Source organism: Tateyamaria sp. LSS28, from assembly GCF_059611725.1.
The window spans coordinates 190,331-210,323 of sequence record NZ_JCAPFI010000004.1 but is presented as its reverse complement, the minus strand read 5'-3'; the positions used below and the strand labels follow the sequence as shown (position 1 = coordinate 210,323).

The 19,993-nt window shown below is 60.4% G+C and carries 20 protein-coding genes; 12 read left to right on the top strand and 8 right to left on the bottom strand.

From position 1 onward, the window contains the following. Positions 1 to 8 precede the first annotated feature (8 nt). The 4 genes from AC53L6_RS13520 to AC53L6_RS13505 all read right to left on the bottom strand — a co-directional run bounded on the left by AC53L6_RS13520 (position 9) and on the right by AC53L6_RS13505 (position 4,931). Positions 9 to 1,898 carry an AMP-binding protein gene (locus AC53L6_RS13520; protein WP_496908220.1) on the bottom strand — a complete coding sequence of 630 codons (1,890 nt, stop codon included), beginning with the start codon at positions 1,896 to 1,898 and terminating at the stop codon, positions 9 to 11. Positions 1,899 to 2,009: 111 nt separating this feature from the next. Then, a complete protein-coding gene (locus AC53L6_RS13515) occupies positions 2,010 to 2,261 on the bottom strand; it encodes a hypothetical protein (protein WP_496908219.1) in 252 nt (83 codons plus the stop codon). A gap of 44 nt (positions 2,262 to 2,305) precedes the next feature. Then, the gene (locus AC53L6_RS13510; protein ID WP_299743626.1) at positions 2,306 to 2,557 is read right to left on the bottom strand and encodes a hypothetical protein; all 252 of its coding nucleotides are present in this window, start codon (positions 2,555 to 2,557) and stop codon (positions 2,306 to 2,308) included. Between the two features lie 100 nt (positions 2,558 to 2,657). After that, the gene (locus tag AC53L6_RS13505; RefSeq protein ID WP_496908218.1) at positions 2,658 to 4,931 is read right to left on the bottom strand and encodes an NADP-dependent malic enzyme; all 2,274 of its coding nucleotides are present in this window, start codon (positions 4,929 to 4,931) and stop codon (positions 2,658 to 2,660) included. Positions 4,932 to 5,121: 190 nt separating this feature from the next. On the opposite strand from AC53L6_RS13505, the gene AC53L6_RS13500 reads away from it, so the two are divergent. The 6 genes from AC53L6_RS13500 (at position 5,122) to AC53L6_RS13475 (ending at position 11,334) form a co-directional block, all read left to right on the top strand. Beyond that, complete coding sequence (locus AC53L6_RS13500) at positions 5,122 to 6,207, top strand: cupin domain-containing protein (RefSeq protein WP_496908217.1); 1,086 nt, start codon at positions 5,122 to 5,124, stop codon at positions 6,205 to 6,207. A gap of 111 nt (positions 6,208 to 6,318) precedes the next feature. Beyond that, positions 6,319 to 6,717, top strand: a complete 399-nt coding sequence (locus AC53L6_RS13495) for a cytidine deaminase (protein WP_496908216.1) — start codon at positions 6,319 to 6,321, stop codon at positions 6,715 to 6,717. Further along, entirely contained in the window at positions 6,714 to 8,021 is a 1,308-nt protein-coding gene (locus tag AC53L6_RS13490; RefSeq protein ID WP_496908215.1) for a thymidine phosphorylase, read from the top strand. The genes AC53L6_RS13495 and AC53L6_RS13490 overlap by 4 nt, the downstream gene beginning before the upstream one ends. Beyond that, a complete protein-coding gene (locus tag AC53L6_RS13485; RefSeq protein ID WP_496908214.1) occupies positions 8,021 to 9,190 on the top strand; it encodes a phosphopentomutase in 1,170 nt (389 codons plus the stop codon). The genes AC53L6_RS13490 and AC53L6_RS13485 overlap by 1 nt, the downstream gene beginning before the upstream one ends. Before the next feature lie 147 nt (positions 9,191 to 9,337). After that, a complete protein-coding gene (gene upp, locus AC53L6_RS13480; protein ID WP_299698728.1) occupies positions 9,338 to 9,970 on the top strand; it encodes a uracil phosphoribosyltransferase in 633 nt (210 codons plus the stop codon). 65 nt (positions 9,971 to 10,035) lie between these two features. Next, the gene (locus AC53L6_RS13475; protein ID WP_496908213.1) at positions 10,036 to 11,334 is read left to right on the top strand and encodes an SPOR domain-containing protein; all 1,299 of its coding nucleotides are present in this window, start codon (positions 10,036 to 10,038) and stop codon (positions 11,332 to 11,334) included. A 3-nt stretch (positions 11,335 to 11,337) separates the two neighbouring features. Here the strand turns inward: AC53L6_RS13475 and AC53L6_RS13470 are convergent, their stop codons facing one another. After that, positions 11,338 to 12,354 carry a M48 family metalloprotease gene (locus tag AC53L6_RS13470; protein WP_496908212.1) on the bottom strand — a complete coding sequence of 339 codons (1,017 nt, stop codon included), beginning with the start codon at positions 12,352 to 12,354 and terminating at the stop codon, positions 11,338 to 11,340. 169 nt (positions 12,355 to 12,523) lie between these two features. Here AC53L6_RS13470 and AC53L6_RS13465 point away from each other — a divergent pair, with 169 nt between their 5' ends. From AC53L6_RS13465 to AC53L6_RS13455, 3 genes are read left to right on the top strand one after another with little or no spacing between them, the layout of a single operon-like run. Then, the gene (locus tag AC53L6_RS13465) at positions 12,524 to 12,976 is read left to right on the top strand and encodes a hypothetical protein (protein WP_496908211.1); all 453 of its coding nucleotides are present in this window, start codon (positions 12,524 to 12,526) and stop codon (positions 12,974 to 12,976) included. Next, positions 12,973 to 13,536 (top strand): hypothetical protein, encoded by a 564-nt coding sequence (locus AC53L6_RS13460; RefSeq protein WP_496908210.1) that lies wholly within the window; start codon positions 12,973 to 12,975, stop codon positions 13,534 to 13,536. The genes AC53L6_RS13465 and AC53L6_RS13460 overlap by 4 nt, the downstream gene beginning before the upstream one ends. Positions 13,537 to 13,555: 19 nt before the next feature. Next, positions 13,556 to 14,101 carry an SCO family protein gene (locus AC53L6_RS13455; protein ID WP_496908209.1) on the top strand — a complete coding sequence of 182 codons (546 nt, stop codon included), beginning with the start codon at positions 13,556 to 13,558 and terminating at the stop codon, positions 14,099 to 14,101. Here the strand turns inward: AC53L6_RS13455 and AC53L6_RS13450 are convergent, their stop codons facing one another. After that, complete coding sequence (locus AC53L6_RS13450) at positions 14,102 to 14,863, bottom strand: NAD kinase (protein ID WP_496908208.1); 762 nt, start codon at positions 14,861 to 14,863, stop codon at positions 14,102 to 14,104. It abuts the gene before it with no gap. A gap of 183 nt (positions 14,864 to 15,046) precedes the next feature. Here AC53L6_RS13450 and glyA point away from each other — a divergent pair, with 183 nt between their 5' ends. Continuing rightward, positions 15,047 to 16,342, top strand: a complete 1,296-nt coding sequence (glyA, locus tag AC53L6_RS13445) for a serine hydroxymethyltransferase (protein ID WP_496908207.1) — start codon at positions 15,047 to 15,049, stop codon at positions 16,340 to 16,342. A 33-nt stretch (positions 16,343 to 16,375) separates the two neighbouring features. Here the strand turns inward: glyA and AC53L6_RS13440 are convergent, their stop codons facing one another. Together AC53L6_RS13440 and AC53L6_RS13435 are read right to left on the bottom strand one after the other, a co-directional pair. Beyond that, the gene (locus AC53L6_RS13440; protein ID WP_496908206.1) at positions 16,376 to 17,380 is read right to left on the bottom strand and encodes an NAD(P)H-binding protein; all 1,005 of its coding nucleotides are present in this window, start codon (positions 17,378 to 17,380) and stop codon (positions 16,376 to 16,378) included. Positions 17,381 to 17,426: 46 nt separating this feature from the next. Continuing rightward, positions 17,427 to 17,801, bottom strand: a complete 375-nt coding sequence (locus tag AC53L6_RS13435) for a hypothetical protein (protein ID WP_496908205.1) — start codon at positions 17,799 to 17,801, stop codon at positions 17,427 to 17,429. Between the two features lie 76 nt (positions 17,802 to 17,877). Between AC53L6_RS13435 and AC53L6_RS13430 the strand changes: the two genes are divergently transcribed. Together AC53L6_RS13430 and AC53L6_RS13425 are read left to right on the top strand one after the other, a co-directional pair. Next, positions 17,878 to 18,642: an alpha/beta fold hydrolase gene (locus AC53L6_RS13430; protein WP_496908204.1), complete on the top strand. Its 765-nt coding sequence runs from the start codon at positions 17,878 to 17,880 to the stop codon at positions 18,640 to 18,642. 69 nt (positions 18,643 to 18,711) lie between these two features. Beyond that, complete coding sequence (locus AC53L6_RS13425) at positions 18,712 to 19,956, top strand: class I SAM-dependent methyltransferase (RefSeq protein ID WP_496908203.1); 1,245 nt, start codon at positions 18,712 to 18,714, stop codon at positions 19,954 to 19,956. Positions 19,957 to 19,993: the final 37 nt, after the last annotated feature.

Below are 19,993 nucleotides of genomic sequence, written 5' to 3'. Positions count from 1 at the left end.
CCCGCCCGTCACCCCTTGGCGTAGCCGATGGTTTGCAGCGCGTCCTTGATCTCGTCCAGAATGGCGGGATCGTCGATGGTGGCAGGCATCTTGAAGTCCTGATTGTCCGCGATCTTGACCACTGTACCGCGCAGGATTTTCCCGGAGCGGGTTTTGGGCAAGCGATCCACGACCACCGCCTGTTTGAAGGCGGCCACTGGACCGATCTGGTCGCGCACCCGCTTCACGCATTCGCTGACGATCTCGTCATGCGCCCGGTTCACGCCGTTGGTCAGGCACAACAGACCGACAGGTGACTGCCCCTTGAGTTGGTCCGAGACGCCCACGACCGCGCACTCGGCCACATCCGGGTGGCCGGCCAGCACCTCTTCCATAGCACCAGTGGACAGGCGGTGGCCTGCGACGTTGATGACATCATCGGTGCGCGCCATGATGTAGAGGTAGCCATCATCATCCATCATCCCCGCGTCACCCGTTTCGTAGTAACCGGGGAACGTGTGGAGGTAGGACTTGATGAACCGATCCTCTGCATTCCAGAGGGTCGGCAGAGTGCCTGGGGGCAGCGGCAGCTTGACCGCGATGGCGCCAAGTTCGCCGGGCGCGACGGGGTGCCCCGCATCATCCAGAATCTGTACATCGTAACCAGGCATGGCGACGGTGGGTGAACCCACCTTGACCGGCAATGCTTCGAGCCCAGCGGGATTGCCCGCGATGGTGTAGCCGGTTTCGGTTTGCCACCAGTGATCGTAGACCGGAACGTCCAGCAGGTCCTTGGCCCATTCGATGGTGTCCGGGTCAGCCCGTTCACCTGCGAGGTAGAGCGCGCGCAGGCAGCTGAGGTCGTATTTTGCGCGATATTCGCCTTTGGGATCCTCGCGCTTCACGGCCCGAATGGCGGTGGGGGCGGTGAAGAAGGATTTGACGTCATGTTCTTCGATCACGCGCCAGAAGGTGCCCGCATCGGGGGTGCCGATGGGCTTGCCCTCGAACACGATGGTGGTGTTGCCGTGGATCAGCGGGGCGTAGCAGATATAAGAGTGACCGACGACCCAGCCCACATCGGAGGCGGCCCAGAACACCTCGCCCGGGTTCATCTGGTAGATGTTTTTCATCGTCCAGTTCAGCGCAACGAGGTGGCCTGCCGTGGCCCGCACGACGCCCTTGGGCGCGCCGGTGGTGCCGGACGTGTAGAGGATATAGGCGGGATGGGTCCCGGCAACGGGTGTGCAGGGTGCGGGGTCTACCCCCTCTTGCACCGCATGCCAGTCGACATCGCGGGGGCCAAGGTCGCAAGGGCTTTGTTCGCGTTGCAGGATCACGCAGAAGTCGGGCGTATGGTCCGCCTCTTCGATCGCGCCGTCGAGCAGCGGTTTGTATTCCACGACCCGCCCCGGTTCGAGGCCACAAGAGGCGGCGATGATCGCCTTGGGGGTGCAATCGTCAATGCGCACGGCCAATTCGTGGGCAGCAAAGCCACCGAACACAACCGAATGGACCGCCCCGATCCGTGCACATGCCAGCATGGCCACCAGCGCCTCGGCCACCATGGGCATGTAGATGATCACGCGATCACCGGCCGTGACGCCCTTGGCAGCTAGCGCACCGGCGAGCGACGCGACCTGCGTCTGCAGCTCGGCATAGGTTGTCTTGGATTTGGCCCCGGTGATCGGGCTGTCATAGATGATGGCCACCTGATCGCCACGCCCGGCTTCGACATGCCGGTCGACGGCGTTCCAGCAGGTGTTCACTTGCGCGTCTGCAAACCAGTCATAGAGGTGTTCGCCACGCTGGCTCAGTGCCTTGGTCGGGGCCTTGACCCAGTCGATGGATTGCGCCGCCTGCATCCACCACCCCTCGGGGTCCGCTTTCCAACTGTCATACTCCGCCCGATAGCCCATGGCCCATACTCCTCCGTCATAGTCTCCAGCAGGGTTACGCGGCGACAACTGTCGGGGGCAAGGGCTGAGAGCGCCAACTGTGGCAGAATATCACGTGGATACGTGCAAATATCAGTCGTTGCTGTCCAGACGCTCGTAAGAAATGGCCGCGCGGCAATCGAGATCGTCGGTCGCAGAACAGCTGACACGTCGGGGGCCGTCGTAAATGACACGCTTGGTGAAGGTGCGACCGTTCGCGGAATAGTCGCGCGTCACAGCGCGGAGCGTGTCGCCACGGTAGTCGAACGTGCCCTCGCGTTCGGCGGTGATCTCGGTGCAGGCAGCGGTGGTCAGAAGCATCAGGGCAGATAGTGCAAGTCGCATCAAGCAATCCTCTTTAGCAAAGGGTGGCATTCGAACAGGCGTCGTCAGTCGCGTACCCGATTGACCGTGTCGAACAGCGCGGCGCGACAGTCCAGCCTGTCATCGGTGATGCAGGTCACGCGTTCAGCGCCCGAGATGATTGTCGTCCGAGAATAGGTGCTGCCATCGTCGTTCTGATAGACCCGCGTCACCGATGGGTATGTGCGCCCGAACTCGGTATATGTGCCGCGGGTTTCGCTGACCACCTCAGCGCAGCCCGCAGCTGCCAATAGAGCCAGCACAAGAATTGCACGCATGATGATCACCCCGGTCTGTCCACTCGGATACAGATAGGGTGCAAGACGCCAAAATACACCTGCGGGTTGTGCCGATTTTTCAGGCTGGGTTGGCTATTCTTTAGCCGTAATGCGCCACCGGCGTGCCAGCCACGGCTGACATGTTCAACAATCCACGCGCCGTGATGGACGGCGACACGATATGGGCACGGTTGCCCATGCCCATCAGGATCGGGCCAACCTCCAACCCGCCCCCTTTCATCTTGAGAATGTTGCGGACACCCGAAGCAGCGTCGGCGTGGGCGAAGATCAGCACGTTGGCGGCCCCTTCCAACCGGCTGCCCGGGAACAGACGCTGGCGCAGCTCGGGATCAAGCGCCGTGTCGATGTTCATTTCGCCCTCATAGCAGAAGTCGTGGTTCTGTGCGTCGAGCATCCGGATCGCTTCGCGCAGGCGCCAGCCGGAGCCGTCGCCCTGGTTGCCGAACTGGCTTTGCGAGCAGAAGGCGATTTTCGGTTCGATGCCGAAGCGGCGCACGTGGCGCGCGGCACCGATGGCGATTTCTGCGATCTCGTCTGGATTGGGATGCAGATGCACCTGCGTATCCGCCACGAAAAGCGGCCCGTCTTCGAGGATCATCATGCTGAGCGCCCCCACGGGGTGATACGAGTCGCGGCCAAGCACGTGCTGCACGTAATTGAGATGCCAGCGGAATTCGCCGAACGTGCCGCAGATCATGCTATCGGCTTCCTCACGGTGGACCATGACCGCACCGATGGCAGTTGAATTGGTGCGCATGATGGCCCGGGCGAGATCGGGCGTGACGCCGCGACGGCACATGAGCTCGTGATAAGTGCCCCAATAGTCGCGGTAGCGCGGGTCATTCTCGGGGTTCACGAGGTCGACCGTATCGCCGATCTTGATCGTGAGGCCTGCGCGGGCAATCCGTGCCTCGATCACCTCTGGCCGCCCGATCAGAATTGGGCGTTCTGTCGTTTCCTCAACCATCGCCTGGGCGGCCCGCAGCACGCGTTCTTCTTCGCCTTCTGCGAACACGATGCGGCGCGAGGTAACGCGGGCCGCTTCGAACACGGGGCGCATGAGAAGGGCGGATTTGAAAACAGACCCGTCAAGCGAGGTCTTGTAGGCATCGAGGTCCTCGATGGGTCTGGTGGCAACGCCCGTCTCCATCGCCGCTTTGGCAACGGCGGAACTGACGATGCCCACAAGGCGCGGGTCGAAGGGTTTGGGGATCAGGTAATCTACGCCGAAGTTGAGTTGTTCGCCTTGATAGGCTGCGGCTGCCTCGGCGCTGGTGGTGGCGCGTGCGAGTGCGGCGATACCGTCGATGCAGGCCAGCTGCATCTCGTCATTGATCGTGGTGGCCCCCACGTCGAGTGCGCCGCGGAAGATGAAGGGGAAGCACAGGACGTTGTTCACCTGGTTGGGAAAGTCGCTGCGGCCCGTGGCGATGATCGCGTCGGGGGCAACACTGCGGGCATCTTCGGGCAGGATTTCGGGGGTTGGGTTGGCCAGCGCGAAAATGATGGGCTGCTTTGCCATTTTCTGAACGTGTTCGGGTTTCAAGACGCCGGGGCCGGAGAGGCCAAGGAACAGGTCCGCGTCGTCGATCACGTCATCGAGCGTACACTTGTCGGTCTTTTGGGCAAAGGCGGCTTTGGCCGGGTTCATGTCTTCGGTCCGGCCTTCGTAGACGAGGCCGTGGATGTCGCAGAGCCAGATGTTTTTGCGTTTCACGCCCATTTTCAGGAGCATGTTGAGGCAGGCAATACCCGCAGCACCGCCGCCTGTGCTGACGATCTTGATGTCTTCGAAGTTTTTGCTGGCTACGTGCAGTGCGTTCTTGGCGGCCGCGCCCACAACGATGGCAGTGCCGTGCTGGTCGTCGTGGAATACCGGAATATTCATGCGCTCGCGGCACAGTTTTTCAACGACAAAGCATTCGGGCGCCTTGATATCTTCGAGGTTGATGGCGCCGAAGGTGGGTTCGAGCGCGCAGACAATGTCGGCGAGCTTTTCGGGGTCGCTTTCATTCACCTCGATATCGAAGCAGTCGATGGAGGCGAATTTCTTGAAGAGGACCGCCTTGCCCTCCATCACCGGTTTCGAGGCCAGAGCACCGATATTGCCGAGGCCCAGCACTGCTGAACCATTCGACACCACGGCCACGAGGTTGCCGCGTGCCGTGAAGCGAGCGGCGTTGGCGGCGTCTTCCTTGATCTCGAGGCAGGCTTCGGCGACGCCGGGTGAATATGCGCGCGCGAGGTCGCGACCGTTTGCCATTGGTTTGGTCGCGCGGATTTCGAGTTTTCCGGGTTTGGGGAATTCGTGGTAGGCAAGTGCCGCGTCGCGCAGGTTCGGTGTATCGGACATGGAATCCCCTTGGGTGTTCGGATTTGGTTTAGCGTTAAACTATTTTTCGCAACACGCCAATTGACGTTTGGTCACATTTGTCGATCGTGACCCAAATGAGCGCTGCGCGCACGACTTTTTTCAGGGGGCTCTGCCCCCATTGCATTCGCAATTCCCCCGAAGTTTATTTGGCAAAGTGAAGAGGATTGAAATGGCTGAGATACGCGCCGAGATACGGTTGCCGACGCAGGAATTGCGGGATGACATTCCGTTTTTCACCAAAGTGTTGGGCATGCGGATGGACATGATCTATCCCGCTGATGATCCTTCGGTGGCCGTGTTTTCCGGTCATGGGCTGCGGGTGCGGATTGAAGCGGGTGCACATGAGCCGCCGGGAACGCTGCGCATTCTGACCGATGACCCGGATGGGTTTGCAGACGGTCAGCGCATTCTGACAGCCCCCAATGGCACACGTGTCGAGATTGATGAGCTGAACCCGCCTTTAGTCATGCCCGAGACCGCGCACAGCTTTGTCGTGCGGCGCCTGACCGATCAGGCCCCCTGGATCATCGGGCGGGCCGGTATGCACTATCGCGATCTGATCCCGGACCGTCTGGGTGGGTCGATCATTGCAAGCCACATCCGCATTCCCGATGGCGGGCCGGTGCCGGACATGGTGCACTATCATACCGTCGGGTTTCAGTTGATCTATTGTTATCGGGGATGGGTGGACCTTGTGTACGAGGATCAGGGGGAGCCGTTTCGCTTAGCAGAGGGATGCTGTGTGATTCAGCCGCCCGAGATCCGACACCGTGTACTGTATGCGAGCGACAATATCGAGGTGATCGAGATCGGTGTGCCTGCAGAGCATGTCACGACCATTGATCACGAGATGGAGCTTCCGAATGGTACAGCGAACCTGGATCGGCGGTTCCAGGGACAGTCCTTTGTGCACCACAAGGTCGAGGAGGCAGCGTGGGGGCCGTTCCGCCTGCCGGGATTTGAGGCCCGCGAGACTGGTATTGCAGCGGGCACCGTTGGTGTTGCTGGCGTTCAGGTGGCGCGGAAGGGACATGGCAACACTGTTTGGGCCAAACATGACAGCGACATTCTGTTCAACTTTGTGCTGGAAGGGGCGATGACCCTTGAGGGCGAAGGGCGCGACCCGCATATGCTGATGGCGGGGGATGCCTTTGTTATCCCACCGGATATGGCGACGCGTTATGCCAACGTCTCCGATGATATCGAGTTGCTTGAGGTGTCGTTGCCCGGCGCGTTCCGGACACGCCCTGACTAAGGTGTCACGCATGGGGATGACAGGTTGTGTCTCGTGATCCTTGCCCATCTGAAAGCGGTAGCCAACGCTGAAACGCTTGGTTAGTGTCGGGGCTCCGAAACGAGGATACATATGGACGAGTTGAAGCAGGCGGCGTTGGCCGTGCGAGAAAACGCACATGCGCCGTATTCGAATTTCAAGGTGGGTGCAGCCCTGCGTGCGGCCGATGGCACTGTGTTTGTGGGCTGCAATGTCGAGAATGTCGCCTATCCCGAGGGGACCTGCGCCGAGGCTGGGGCCATTGCGGCCATGGTGGCAGCCGGTCAGGGCAAGATCACCGAAGCCTATGTTGTCGCGGGCAGCGCGATGCCTGTCACACCCTGCGGCGGGTGCCGTCAGAAGCTGGCAGAATTCGGTTCGGGCGATGTGCGCGTGACCATGGCCACCACCGGAGGCGTGGAACAGGTGATGACGTTGGCCGAATTGCTGCCTGGCGCCTTTGTTGCCGCCCATATGGATGGCGATGCATGAGTGACGCACGATCCATCATTGCCAAACTTCGCCAACGTCAAACCCCATCGCGTGAGGAACTGAGCTGGTTTGCGCAAGGGCTGGCCGATGGCACAGTTACCGATGCGCAGGCCGGGGCCTTTGCCATGGCTGTTTGTCTGAATGGCCTGGGCGATGTGGGCCGGGTCGCGTTGACCATGGCGATGCGCGACAGTGGGCAGGTACTGGACTGGGATCTGGAGGGTCCCGTCCTCGACAAGCATTCGACCGGTGGGGTGGGCGATTGCGTGAGCCTTGTGCTGGCCCCTGCCCTTGCGGCCTGTGGGGCCCACGTTCCGATGATCTCGGGGCGCGGGTTGGGTCACACAGGCGGTACTTTGGACAAATTGGACGCCATCCCGGGCGTATCCACCGAGCTGAGCGAGCAGCGGTTGCGGGACGTGTTGACCAAGGCAGGTTGCGCCATCGTTGGTGCAACGGCCAAGGTCGCCCCTGCAGACAAACGTCTGTACGCGGTGCGCGATGTGACCGCCACGGTCGAGAGCATGGACCTGATCACCGCTTCCATTCTGTCAAAGAAACTGGCCGCAGGCCTTGATGGGCTTGTGCTGGACGTCAAGGTCGGGTCCGGCGCCTTTATGAAAGATGCGGAAGCTGCGCGCGCCCTTGCCGATGCGCTGGTGAAGACGGCCAATGCCGCCGGGTGCAAGACAACGGCGCTGATCACGGACATGTCGCAGCCCCTTGCCCCGGCCCTTGGCAACGCCCTTGAGGTGGCAGAGGCCATGCGCACCCTGGCCGGCCCGGCACAGGGGCCGTTGGTCGAGATTTCAGCCGCGTTGGGTGGTGTACTTCTGGCCAATGGCGGCTTGGCCGACGACGTGCAGGCGGGCGCAGATGCCATTGTTGCAGCTATTTCAGATGGGCGTGCGGCGGAACGGTTTGGGACCATGATCGCCGCAATGGGCGGACCGCTACAGTTTGTCGAGAACTGGTCGAGGTTCCTGCCGGAAGCGACCGTCATTCGTGAAATCAACGCGCGGGCCCCGGGACATGTCTGCGCCATTGATGGCGAGGCGCTGGGTTTGGCCGTTGTCGATCTGGGCGGTGGGCGCAAGGCCGAAGGGGACGTGATCAACCCGGCCGTTGGCCTGTCTGACGTGGCCCGGTTGGGCAGCAAACTGTCCAAGGGGCAACCTTTGTGCGTCATCCATGCGGCGCGTCCGGCGGATGCGGATCGGGCCGAGGCTGCGGTGCGCAGGGCCATCACTATCGGCAGGCAAGCGCCGGATGTGCCGGACCTGATTGCGGAGCGGATCGGCTGATGCCACGCGCATTCCTCATCGTCATGGATTCCGTTGGGATTGGTGGTGCACCCGACGCGGCTGCGTATTTCAACGGGGATGTGCCGGATGCCGGCGCCAATACCGTTGGTCATATTGCCGAGGCCTGTGCCGCTGGCCGCGCAGAGGATGGCCGCAGCGGAGCGTTGGATGTGCCGCATCTGCGGGCGCTTGGGTTGTTTGAGGCCATGGCCCTTGCCAATGATCAAGATGGCACTGCGGGGCCTTGGGGTGCTGCGACAGAGGTGTCGCAGGGCAAGGATACTCCATCAGGCCATTGGGAATTGGCAGGCGTGCCAGTCCCTTGGGAGTGGCACTACTTTCCTGACACACGCCCGGCCTTTCCGGACGAGGTGGTTGAGGCCGTTTGTGCTGCGGCCGGTGTTGACGGGATACTGGGCAATTGCCACGCGTCAGGCACCGCCATCATTGCCGAGCATGGTGCCGAACATATCCGATCTGGCAAACCCATCTGCTACACCTCTGCCGACAGCGTGTTCCAGATTGCCGCACATGAAGAGCATTTCGGGTTGGATCGGCTTTTGGACCTGTGCCAAGCCGTGGCGCCCGTACTGCATAAGATGCGCGTAGGCCGCGTGATTGCCCGCCCCTTTGTCGGTGTGGAGGGCGCATTTGAGCGAACGGTCAATCGTCGGGATTATGCCATCACACCGCCCGCCCCCATTCTGACGAATTGGGTGCAGGATGCGGGGCACCGGGTCTACGGCGTTGGGAAAGTTGGCGATATCTTTTCGATGCAGGGCTTTGACGAGGTGCGCAAGGGCGCGGATGCCAACCTGATGGGTCATTTGGCTGATCTGGTTGCCTCGGCTGAGGATGGCAGCCTGATTTTTGCGAACTTTGTCGAGTTCGACAGCCTGTATGGGCATCGCCGGGATGTTTCCGGGTATGCCCGTCATCTGGAGTGGTTTGATGCCGAGATTGGTCGTCTTCTGCCGCAATTGCACGCCGATGACCTGATGGTTCTGACCGCCGATCATGGGAATGACCCCACTTGGGTGGGCACCGACCACACGCGCGAGCGGGTGCCTGTTCTGGTTCATGGTGGGGATGGCGCGCCGCTGGGGTTGATTGGCTTTCAGGATGTTGCGCATTTGGTGGCGCAGCACTTGGGCGTTTCACCAAAATGAGCGCCTGACGGCCCGCGCGATTTTCATGGCGCTGACGCGCGTTGGGGCGCTGCCCCAAACCCCGTGGTATTTCAGGTCAGAAGAAACTGGGGATTGTCGTTGCACGTTCGACACGGCAGAAGAGGGCATCATCAAGGAGCTGCCGCAATGTCCGAACATCTGACCGTTGTTGATCACCCGCTTGTCCAGCACAAGCTGACCATCATGCGTGACAAGGGCACGCCGACGGCCGTGTTTCGGCAGCTTTTGCGGGAGATTTCGCAACTTCTTGCTTATGAGGTGACGCGCGGGTTGCCGATGACCACCAAGCGTATCGAGACCCCGATGCAGGCGATGGATGCACCGACGCTGGATGGCAAGAAGCTGGCCCTGATTTCGATCCTGCGGGCGGGCAATGGGTTGCTGGACGGGGTGCTGGAATTGATCCCATCGGCCCGGGTCGGGTTTGTGGGTCTTTACCGGGATGAAGAGACGCTGAAACCCGTCGAATACTATTTCAAGGTGCCGGAATCATTGGAAGATCGTCTGGTCATTGCGGTTGATCCGATGCTGGCCACGGGCAATTCATCCGCCGCGGCCATCGACAAGTTGAAAGAGGCCGGGGCGACCAATATCCGCTTTCTGTGCCTGTTGGCTGCCCCCGAAGGCATCGCACGCATGAAGGAAGCGCATCCGGACGTGCCCATCGTGACGGCTGCCGTCGATGATCAGTTGAACGACGTGGGATACATCGTTCCGGGACTTGGCGATGCAGGCGATCGCATGTTTGGCACCAAATAGCAGGTATCGCCGCTTTACTCACGCCGGGTGTTGAGGCATCGTATTTCCCATATCTTGTGGGGGATATGATGAAAGTAACTAGAATTGCAGCTTGGGCTGTTATCGCGGCGTCGTTGTCTATCGGGTTTGGCCACGCCCAATCCTTACGAAACGCGCAAGCTCCGGCCGAGTTTCCACCCGCGTCCTTTAAAGGGACACAATATGTCGATAGCCAGGGCTGTGTCTTTGTCCGTGCAGGCATTGATGGCAATGTAACTTGGGTCCCTCGGGTCAATCGACAGCGTCAGTTGATTTGCGGGCAAACACCCAGCCTGTCGTCCGCGGCTGCCGCTGCGGCGCGTGTCACACCGAACCAATCGGCGGGGGCAACGCCGGAGCAGATTACAATCGCGCCTTCTGCCTCGGGCGCGGCAACTGCAGTACAGTCAACACCGGCACCGCGCCCGACTGTGCGGACGACACAAGCCGCGCCAGCAGCGCCCGCGCAACCAACCCGGCGGGTTATCGTGCGTCGGTCCGTACCTGCAGCAACGGCGCCTCAACAAGCTGCTACACCTACCGCAGCCCCCACCCGCGCGCAGGTGCCTGCGGCACAGAGGACCGTCCCGTCTGTCGCACAAGCCAGAGTGGCGCCGACCACGACTGTCCGTCGGGTACCGGTCGCATCCATCAACAATTCCGCGCGACCGAAAGCGGTTGATCCCGAAACACGTGTTGTTCCACTCCACGTGTATGACAACCGGATTGCGCAACGTCCCGCACCGATACCTGAGGGGTACCAACCGGTTTGGGAGGATGACCGTCTGAACCGGAGACGTGCGGAGCAGTCGTTGAATGGCATTGCGCAAACCCGACTTGCCTGGACACGTACTGTGCCACGGCGCCTGATCGACCGCCGTACAGGTCGTGATGTCACGGCGACCGTTCCACTCGTGTACCCATATGTCGATATCGCAACGCAAGAGCGTGACCTTGGTACTGTGACCCTGATCAAGCGCGACGGGCAGCTCATGAAACGGGTGCAGCGCAAGGCGCGCAAAAAAGCGCGGCAACCTGTCGTTTCAACGCGGTCCGCTGAAGAGCCCGTCGTGAAAACTGCCGCGCGTGCGGTCCCCAAGGCGTCGATGCAAGTTTTCAAAAGCCGGTATGTTCAAGTGGGAACTTATGGTGTGCCGGCCAATGCAAAGGCCGCGGCACAACGCATTGCACGATCTGGTCTGCCTGCACGCATTGGCAAGCTCAAGCGCGGCGGCAAATCATATCAGGTTGTCCTGGCCGGACCGTTCGGGTCGTCTGCTGACCTGTCAAACGGGCTGACGCGCAGCCGGGCGTTGGGTTTTTCTGACGCCTTTGTCAGGAAGTAGTGGTCAGCTTTCACAGATCGCCTGCAGTTGAAGCCAATCCCGGTCCTGCATAATGGGGACCGGGTCTTGACCTGACATCGGGTCAGCTTCGATCAGCCGCAAGGTCGCCTCGCCCGAAATGTCGCGCGCCCGCGCGTAAGGCGTGCTGCGAACCTCTGCTGCTGCAAAGGCTGGCAAAAGGGTTTCGGCTGGCATTTCAACAACGGCTTTGGCCAACTGGTCCTCCGCAAACGCTTCGAGCGCGCTGGATGGAAGCGATCCAGTTGTCAACAAGGTGCCCGTGGCGCGCGGACCGGCATGTTCCAGCAAGGCGCGCAGAGGTGGTGTTTCGGCGCTGCGTGTCTGTTCAACAAGGATGTACCCCGCCGCGACATCCGGTTCTTCGTAGTCTTCAACCAGCGTCCGGTTCACCAACACTGTACCACCGGGCAAGGCCAGTGCCTCTCGGACACCCGCTGGCAATACGACGACACGTGCCACCCCGGTGCGCCCTGCAAGCGCAACAAGACCGGGGCGTGCCTCGATACTTTTGCAGGGTTGACCGGACACGCGTTCGATCCGGGCCAGTAAGGCCGCACCGATCTCGGCCTCTTTGACCGGGGGGACCACACGCATGGCGTGGTCCACCAATGCGCCGGGCAACCAGAAAATCGCAAGTGCTGCCACGGCAGACACGGACACGGCAGCGCCCACCCAGCGCAGTCGGCCCTGCTTGGGCCGGGCTCGCGCAACGGCACGGCGCAGCGTATCAATGGCATCGATCATCGCCGCTTCGTCCGCGCCCAGTTCGAGAACTTCATCCGGGTCTCCATCGGGATGAAACGCCGCGCCACCCTTGTCGGGAGCTGGCCCCTTCTCAACGGCGGCCAGTGACCAGTGCGTTATGGCGCGGTCATTCAGGTCGGAGATGATCAAAGTTGCATCCCCGATGGACACAATAACTTCGCGCCGCTGCGCATTCGCCGCGTCGCGCCACAGGCCCGTTGCTTCGAGCCGATCATATTTGCTGAGTGCTGTCATACCTGTACTTTGGCGGGCGGGTTCATTGCCTCTGTCTTTGGCTGTCAGGATAGCAGAGCCACACCCAAGCGCCAAGCGATCACAAAAGCGTCGAAACCAAAAGCGTGATTTGACCGGGTTGAACACAAGTGTCAACCTGACGTTACAGTTGAACAGGAAAGGCCGTATCATGCGATCACTCATTCTGAGCGCGCTTGCTGCGATGAGCCTACCGCTGGCGGGACACGCTGCGGAAGGCACACGTATTCAGGTGACAGGAGAGATTATTGACACCTGGTGTTACTACTCGGGTGTTATGGGCAGTCCAGATGCGGTCGTTGGATCGGCGCATCACACTTGCGCCTTGTGGTGCAGTGCCGGCGGTATCCCCGTTGGCCTGCTTGCCGAAGACGGCACCGTCTACATGGTGCTCAAGGTGGGTGAGGATGACCAGACGGCCGGTGGAGACACGACCCTCAAACTGGCGGCACATACGGTCGAGGCCGACGGCATGCTCTATAAGCGTGACGGCCTGAATTACCTTGTTGTGTCTGATGTGGTGTCCGACCTCGATATCACCAACCAGAACCACGACGACTATGGCAACGTGCCCCCCTTCTCGATCCCGGATCCGAACAAATGAAGAAACTGATTGCTCTTCTGGCCATGATGGCCAGCCCGCTCGTTGCACAAGACTTCTCTGAAGGGTCCGAAGCGCGCAGTTGGAACCTCTATGCTGAAGTGCCAGCCAAGTTCGAGGCCACGGTCGTTGACCTGTTGTGCACCTTCACGGGCGATTGCCCGGCCGACTGTGGTGCTGGCAAGCGCCAGCTGGGTCTGTTGCGCACCGCCGATGACACGCTGATCCTGCCGATGAAGAACAGCCAGCCGGCCTTTACCGGCGCGGCGGTCGAGTTGCAGCCCTTCTGCAACCAGACCATCACCGTCGATGGGCTGATGATTGATGATCCCGAGCTTGGGGCCAACAATGTCTATCTGGTGCAAACCATTGTGCCGCCGGGTGGTGGTGACAAGATCAAGGCGAACAAGTGGACCAAGAACTGGGCCGCCAAACATCCCGAAGCCAAAGGGAAAGGTCCGTGGTTCCGGCGTGATCCCGGCGTAAAGGCGATTATCGCTGAGGAAGGGTATCTTGGTCTGGGACTTGAGGTCGACGAGACCTGGATTGCGGAGAACTTCTGAGGTGATGCGCTCGGTTTTGATGGCCATGGCGCTTGTGGCGGGGATGCCCGCCGCAAGCCAAAGCCCGTTTCCAGTGGATATTGGTGGGCCTTACGCGCTGCTCGATCAGAACGGCCAGACACGCACGCAGGCTGATCCGGATGGCAAGCACCAGTTGTTGTTCTTTGGTTATGCCAATTGCCTGAACATCTGTTCTGCTGCCCTACCATTGATGGCGCAGGTGGTGGACGAGCTGGCTGCCGACGGGATCGATGTGACCCCGGTGATGATCACGGTCGCGCCGGATCAGGATCAGGTCGATACGATGGGCGCGCCGCTGGCGGAGATTCATCCGGATTTCATCGGGTTGACTGGTGAAGAGGATGCCTTGCAGGTGGCCTACGATGCCTTCAAGGTCGAGATCGAGCCACTGTTCCAGGACCCGGAATACGGCTGGATCTACTCCCATGGCAGTTTCGTGCACCTTCTGGATGGCGAAGGTGAGCTGTTGACCCTGTTGCCGCCCATTCTGGACGTGGCGCAGGCCACGAAGATCGCCAGAGGCTACATCACGCCACAGGGCTAATCAGTTGAACTGTTCGGAAATCAGCCGCTCTTCGAGCCCGTGACCGGGGTCGAAGAGGATGCGGTGCACGACGGATGGCTCCGACTGGATTTCCACGACGGCAATGTCGCGGAAAGACCGCGAGTCCGCTTCGGCCATGACCGGACGTTTGTCACCCTCCAACACGTCAATTCTGACATTGGCTGTTTTGGGCAGCAATGCACCCCGCCAGCGGCGCGGGCGGAACGCAGCAACGGCAGTCAGTGCCAGCACGTCCGATCCGATGGGCAGGACAGGCCCGTGTGCAGAATAATTGTAGGCCGTTGAGCCTGCAGGCGTGGACACCAGCGCACCGTCACACACCAGTTCGTCCATGCGCAAACGGCCATCCACGGTGATCCGCAACTTCGCGGCCTGTGGGCCTGCCCGCAGCAACGACACCTCGTTGATGGCAAGCGCATGATGGCTTTTGCCCCCGGTATCCAATGCCGTCATGGACAGCGGGTTCAATTCCGCCTCCTCGGCCGCTTCTAGGCGTGCTTCCAAATCGGCCTCGCCATATTCGTTCATCAGAAAGCCGATTGTGCCGCGGTTCATGCCGTAAACGGGCACGTTCAAATGCTGTGAGGCATGCAGGGTCTGCAACATGAACCCATCGCCGCCCAGCGCAACAATCACGTCCGCGGCTTCGGCGGGCACATCGCCATAGCGCCCGATCAATGTCGCCCGCGCTGTTTGCGCAACCGGCGCGCGGCTGGCCGCAAAGGCGATCTTGAGAGGCATTGGAGTTTCCTATGGCATTCGTTCTGTGCCGAAAGAACCATATCTTTTCGCCCCTTACCAGCGCCCAGCGCGCTTTGTCGCTGGTGATGCACGATTGGTCGGGATACATCCTTTGCTCAAAGGCCCGGTTTCCGATAGGAAACGGCAAATCAAATCGACTCAGTCCACACGAGGAGAGTTCCCATGAATGCGCCCCACCGCACCGATGGTTTTTTCACCCAGAACCTTGCCGATCGTGATCCCGAGCTGTTCGGCTCAATCCGTGACGAGCTGGGTCGCCAGCGGGACGAGATCGAGCTGATCGCGTCAGAGAACATCGTCTCCGCCGCTGTGCTTGAGGCACAGGGTTCGGTGATGACCAACAAATACGCCGAGGGCTATCCGGGACGCCGCTACTATGGTGGGTGCCAGTTTGTCGACGTGGCCGAAAACCTGGCCATCGAGCGTGCTTGTAAGCTGTTTGATTGTGGATTTGCGAATGTGCAGCCGAACTCGGGCTCTCAGGCGAACCAGGGTGTGTTTCAAGCGCTGCTGCAGCCAGGCGATACAATCCTTGGTATGTCGCTTGATGCTGGCGGCCACCTGACCCACGGTGCGCGCCCTAACCAGTCGGGCAAATGGTTCAATGCTGTGCAATACGGCGTACGCCGCGACACGCTGGACATCGATTATGATCAGATCGAAGCGCTGGCGCTTGAGCACAAGCCGCAAATGATCATTGCCGGTGGCTCGGCCATTCCGCGCGTGATTGACTTTGCCCGCATTCGCGAGATTGCAGACAAGGTCGGCGCCTATGTGCTGGCCGATGTGGCCCACTTTGCCGGTCTGATCGCCGCGGGCGAATACCCCTCGCCCTTCCCGCATGTGCATGTGGCGACGACCACCACGCACAAGACCCTGCGCGGCCCGCGCGGAGGCATGATCCTGACCAATGACGAGGCGCTGGCCAAGAAGTTCAATTCGGCCATCTTCCCCGGCATTCAGGGTGGCCCGCTGATGCACGTCATCGCCGCCAAGGCCGTTGCCTTTGGCGAGGCGCTGGACCCGTCCTTCAAAACCTACCAGCAGCAGGTGATTAAGAACGCGCAAGCGCTGGCTGATCAACTGCACAAGGGCGGTCTGGACACTGTCACCCACGGCACCGACACCCACGTGATGCTGGTGGACTTGCGCCCCAAGGGCGTCAAAGGCAACGCGACGGAGAAGGCCTTGGGCCGGGCGCATATCACCTGCAACAAGAACGGCGTGCCCTTCGATGATGAAAAGCCGACAATCACGTCTGGTATCCGCCTCGGGTCCCCCGCAGGCACCACGCGCGGGTTTGGCGAAACCGAGTTCCGTCAGATCGGTAACTGGATCATCGAGGTTGTTGATGGGCTGGCTGCAAACGGCGAGGATGGTAACGCGGCTGTTGAGGCCAAGGTGAAAGCAGAAGTGGCCGCGCTGTGCGCCCGCTTCCCGCTCTATCCGAACCTATAAATCACAAAGCCCCCTGCTTCGCGCGGGGGGCTTTCAAAACACGCTGTGCTCTCCGCGCTCGACAGTGGTTTCGCCGTTGATGACGGCGGCATAGTAGTCAAACAGTGTATCCTGACCGGTTGAAGGCGTCGCCGCGCGGTCGTAGCGGCCTGTTTCGGGGTCAAGAACAAGCATGGACTCCGTCGCGTAGTACAGCCCTATCCGGGCAAACTCGGCCTTTGCAGACAGCGATGGCACCACGCGGCTTGCCGCGCCCAGTGCCCCCGCAATGCCGCGCATCATGCCAACCGGGACATGTTTGAACCTGGGCCTGCGCCCCAACAACGAGAACAGGTGTTCCCCCTGCGAGCGCGGGGTCAGAGCAGCTCCGGGCCCACCGACGGGTAGGATACGGTTTCGTAGCCCCGGATCGGCGAGGCATGATACAAGGTATTCCCCTAGGTCCCGGTCACTGATTGGCGTACATGCCGTCAGTTCACCGTCCCCGAACAACAGGTACGGCTTGCCCCTCTGCACCCGCGCGATCTGGCCGGAGAGTGACTTGAAATAGGCCGTCGGACGCACAATCGAATAGGTCAGACCCGAGGCAACCAGCGCCTGTTCCGCCGCAAGCTTGGCATGTTGAAAGGCAAGGCGTGGTTTCTGCACACAAATCGCCGACAATAGCACAAAATGCGCAACCCCTGTCGCCTTCGCCGCCTCGATTGCGCCGACCATGGCATGATGATCGATGGCCATGGCGTCCTTGGGTGCGCCGTTGCGAGATGCTAGGCACGAAATCACCGCATCGAATGAGGCATTGGCGAATACGGTGCTGCGCAAGCCGTCGGAATCCGTGATATCTGCCTCAACAATCTCTGCGCCGTGCAGATTGATCTGCAGGTCCGTTGTACCAGAACCTGGTCGCACAACGCAGGTCACGTTATACCCGTTGCGCAGCAGTGCCACTGTGGTCGCGCGACCGATTGTACCGGTCGCCCCCAAAACGACTATGCGATGGTGTTGCTTGGTCAAATCCTGATTGTAATTCAAAGCCATGGCGGACAAAGCCTTGTCACACCCTGCTGCAAACATCCAGCATCGACTAAAGCCGACCGGTCCACCACATCCAGACAATCACTGCTGTGAACACCAGCAGGATGTTGAAGGCGACAGCGGCTGCGATCCCCAGCCACATCCCCTTGCGACGGTCGGCCCGGTCTATCCCACTCAAAAAGCCGACAATCCGGTCTTCGGCCAAAGACAGCGCTGCGCCATCTACCTGCCGCATCAGGCGGGGGTGCGCTCCGAACGATTGTGCCGCGACGATCTTGTGCGCCTCGGCGTGCAGGCGTTTGGGCAATCGACGACCGGTGCGGCGCAGGGCAACCTCCAGCGACTTGGCGCGCACGCCAAATGCTGCGGCCAGTGCGCCCTGAACGCGGGCTGCGCGGGCCCGAATGCTGTCCTGCGTTTCCATACCGTTTTCTAACCTCGTGTTCCCGAGCGCTCAATCCCTCTGGTGGCGCCTGCCCAACACAGCTAAGTCTACCCGTATGCTTAACTATTCTGAACACGGCAACATCGATAGCCCCCCTGTCCTGATCGCGCACGGTCTGTATGGATCGGGCCGCAATTGGGGTGTGATTGCAAAGCGCCTATCTGACACGCGGCGCGTCATAACGGTGGACATGCGCAACCACGGGCAGAGCTTCTGGTCGGACGATCATGGCTATGCCGATATGGCGGGCGATCTGGCACAGGTAATTGACACATTGGGTGGGCCGATGGATGTCGTTGGGCATTCCATGGGGGGCAAAGCCGCCATGATGCTGGCGCTGAACCGCCCAGACACTGTGCGAAGGCTCGTGGTCGGCGATATTGCGCCGGTGGGCTATGGCCACAGCCAGATGCAATACATCGACGCAATGCGAGCTGTTGATCTGACGAAAGTCATTCGACGATCCGAGGCAAACGACCAACTTGCAGCCCTGGGAGTCGAGCCCGCTTTGTGCAGCTTTCTGACCCAATCGCTGGACGTGGCCGAAGCGCGGTGGCGCCTGAACCTGGATGCATTGGCAGAAAACATGCCTGCAATTCTTGATTTTCCCAAAATGAACACGTCGTTCGAGGGCCCCGCGCTCTTCCTCTCGGGCGGGGCAAGCGACTATGTCACGCGTGAACACCGGCCAATCATCCGCACCCTGTTTCCCAGAACGCGTTTCGTGAAGATACCCAATGCGGGGCATTGGCTGCACGCAGATGATCCACGCGCATTTGAAGGTACCGTGAGGGCGTATCTGGACGCAGAAGCGCCCTAGCCCTTGACGTAACCCCAACAGCCACCCCAATTTTAGTGTCGGAGTGCTTTTTTTTGGGGGAGTGCGATCATGTGGGACACACTGCTTGACCGTTTTCTGACAGGCATGATGGTGGAGGACCGTCTTAGCCTGACCTATCCGGATGGAACGACGCGGGACTATGGGCCAGACACCGGGGCATCGGCTCACCTTGAGATTTCCGATGAGGCAACCCTGCGCGCACTGGTTTTGAATCCAGACCTGGGCCTTGGCGAAGGGTATATGGACGAAAAGATCACGCCGAGAAACTGTACGTTGGATGACGCATTGACGCTTATCATCCGCAACCGTTTCAAGGGGACCATTCCGTCCTGGATGCTCGTGGCCAATCGTGCCCGGTTTCACATGCGTCGTTTCATTCAAAACAATACGCCCAACGCATCGCGCAAGAACGTTGCCCATCACTATGACATTTCGGACGATCTGTACCGGCTCTTTCTGGATCAGGACATGCAGTATTCCTGTGCGTACTTCCGGGATGACGAGATGACACTGGAGCAGGCCCAAGCCGCAAAGAAGGCGCATATAGCAGGCAAACTGTGTCTGGAGCCGGGCATGCATGTGCTGGATATAGGGTGTGGCTGGGGCGGTATGGCGTTAACCCTTGCGCAGGACTATGGATGCCGCGTGACCGGTATCACCCTCAGCGAGAACCAATTGGCAACCGCCCGGCAGCGGGCAGTTGCAACGGGGCTGTCGGATCAGATCGACTTCCGATTGCAGGACTACCGGCATACGAAGGGTACTTTTGATCGCATTGTATCGGTCGGGATGCTGGAACACGTCGGCGTCCCCAACTTCGACACGTATTTCGGCCGCGTGGCCGAATTGCTGGATCCTGATGGTGTGGCCTTGATCCACACGATTGGCCGGTCGGCGCCGCCGATCGCGCATTCATCATGGATCAACAAATACATCTTTCCCGGCGGCTATGTTCCCTCTCTTTCCGAGTTGGCGCCCGCGATGGAACGGTCAGGTCTGTGGCAGACCGATATTGAGGTTTGGCGCTTGCACTATGCCAAGACCATCCGGCACTGGCGTGATCGTTTTGATGCACATCTGGACGAGATTACGGCAACCTATGATGAGCGCTTTGTCCGGATGTTCCGCTACTATCTGACGGTCTGCATTCTGGCCTTTGAGCATCAGATGCAGGGCGTTTATCACCTGCAATTGGCGCACAAGCGCGCGGCTGTACCGTTGACGCGAGACTATCTCCATGATGCTTCCGCCCCCATGGCGAGCGGGCGCCAACCGAAAAGAGTCTCTGCCTGACCGCAGATTCCGCATTCTGCATGCCTTGCCCCTCTTG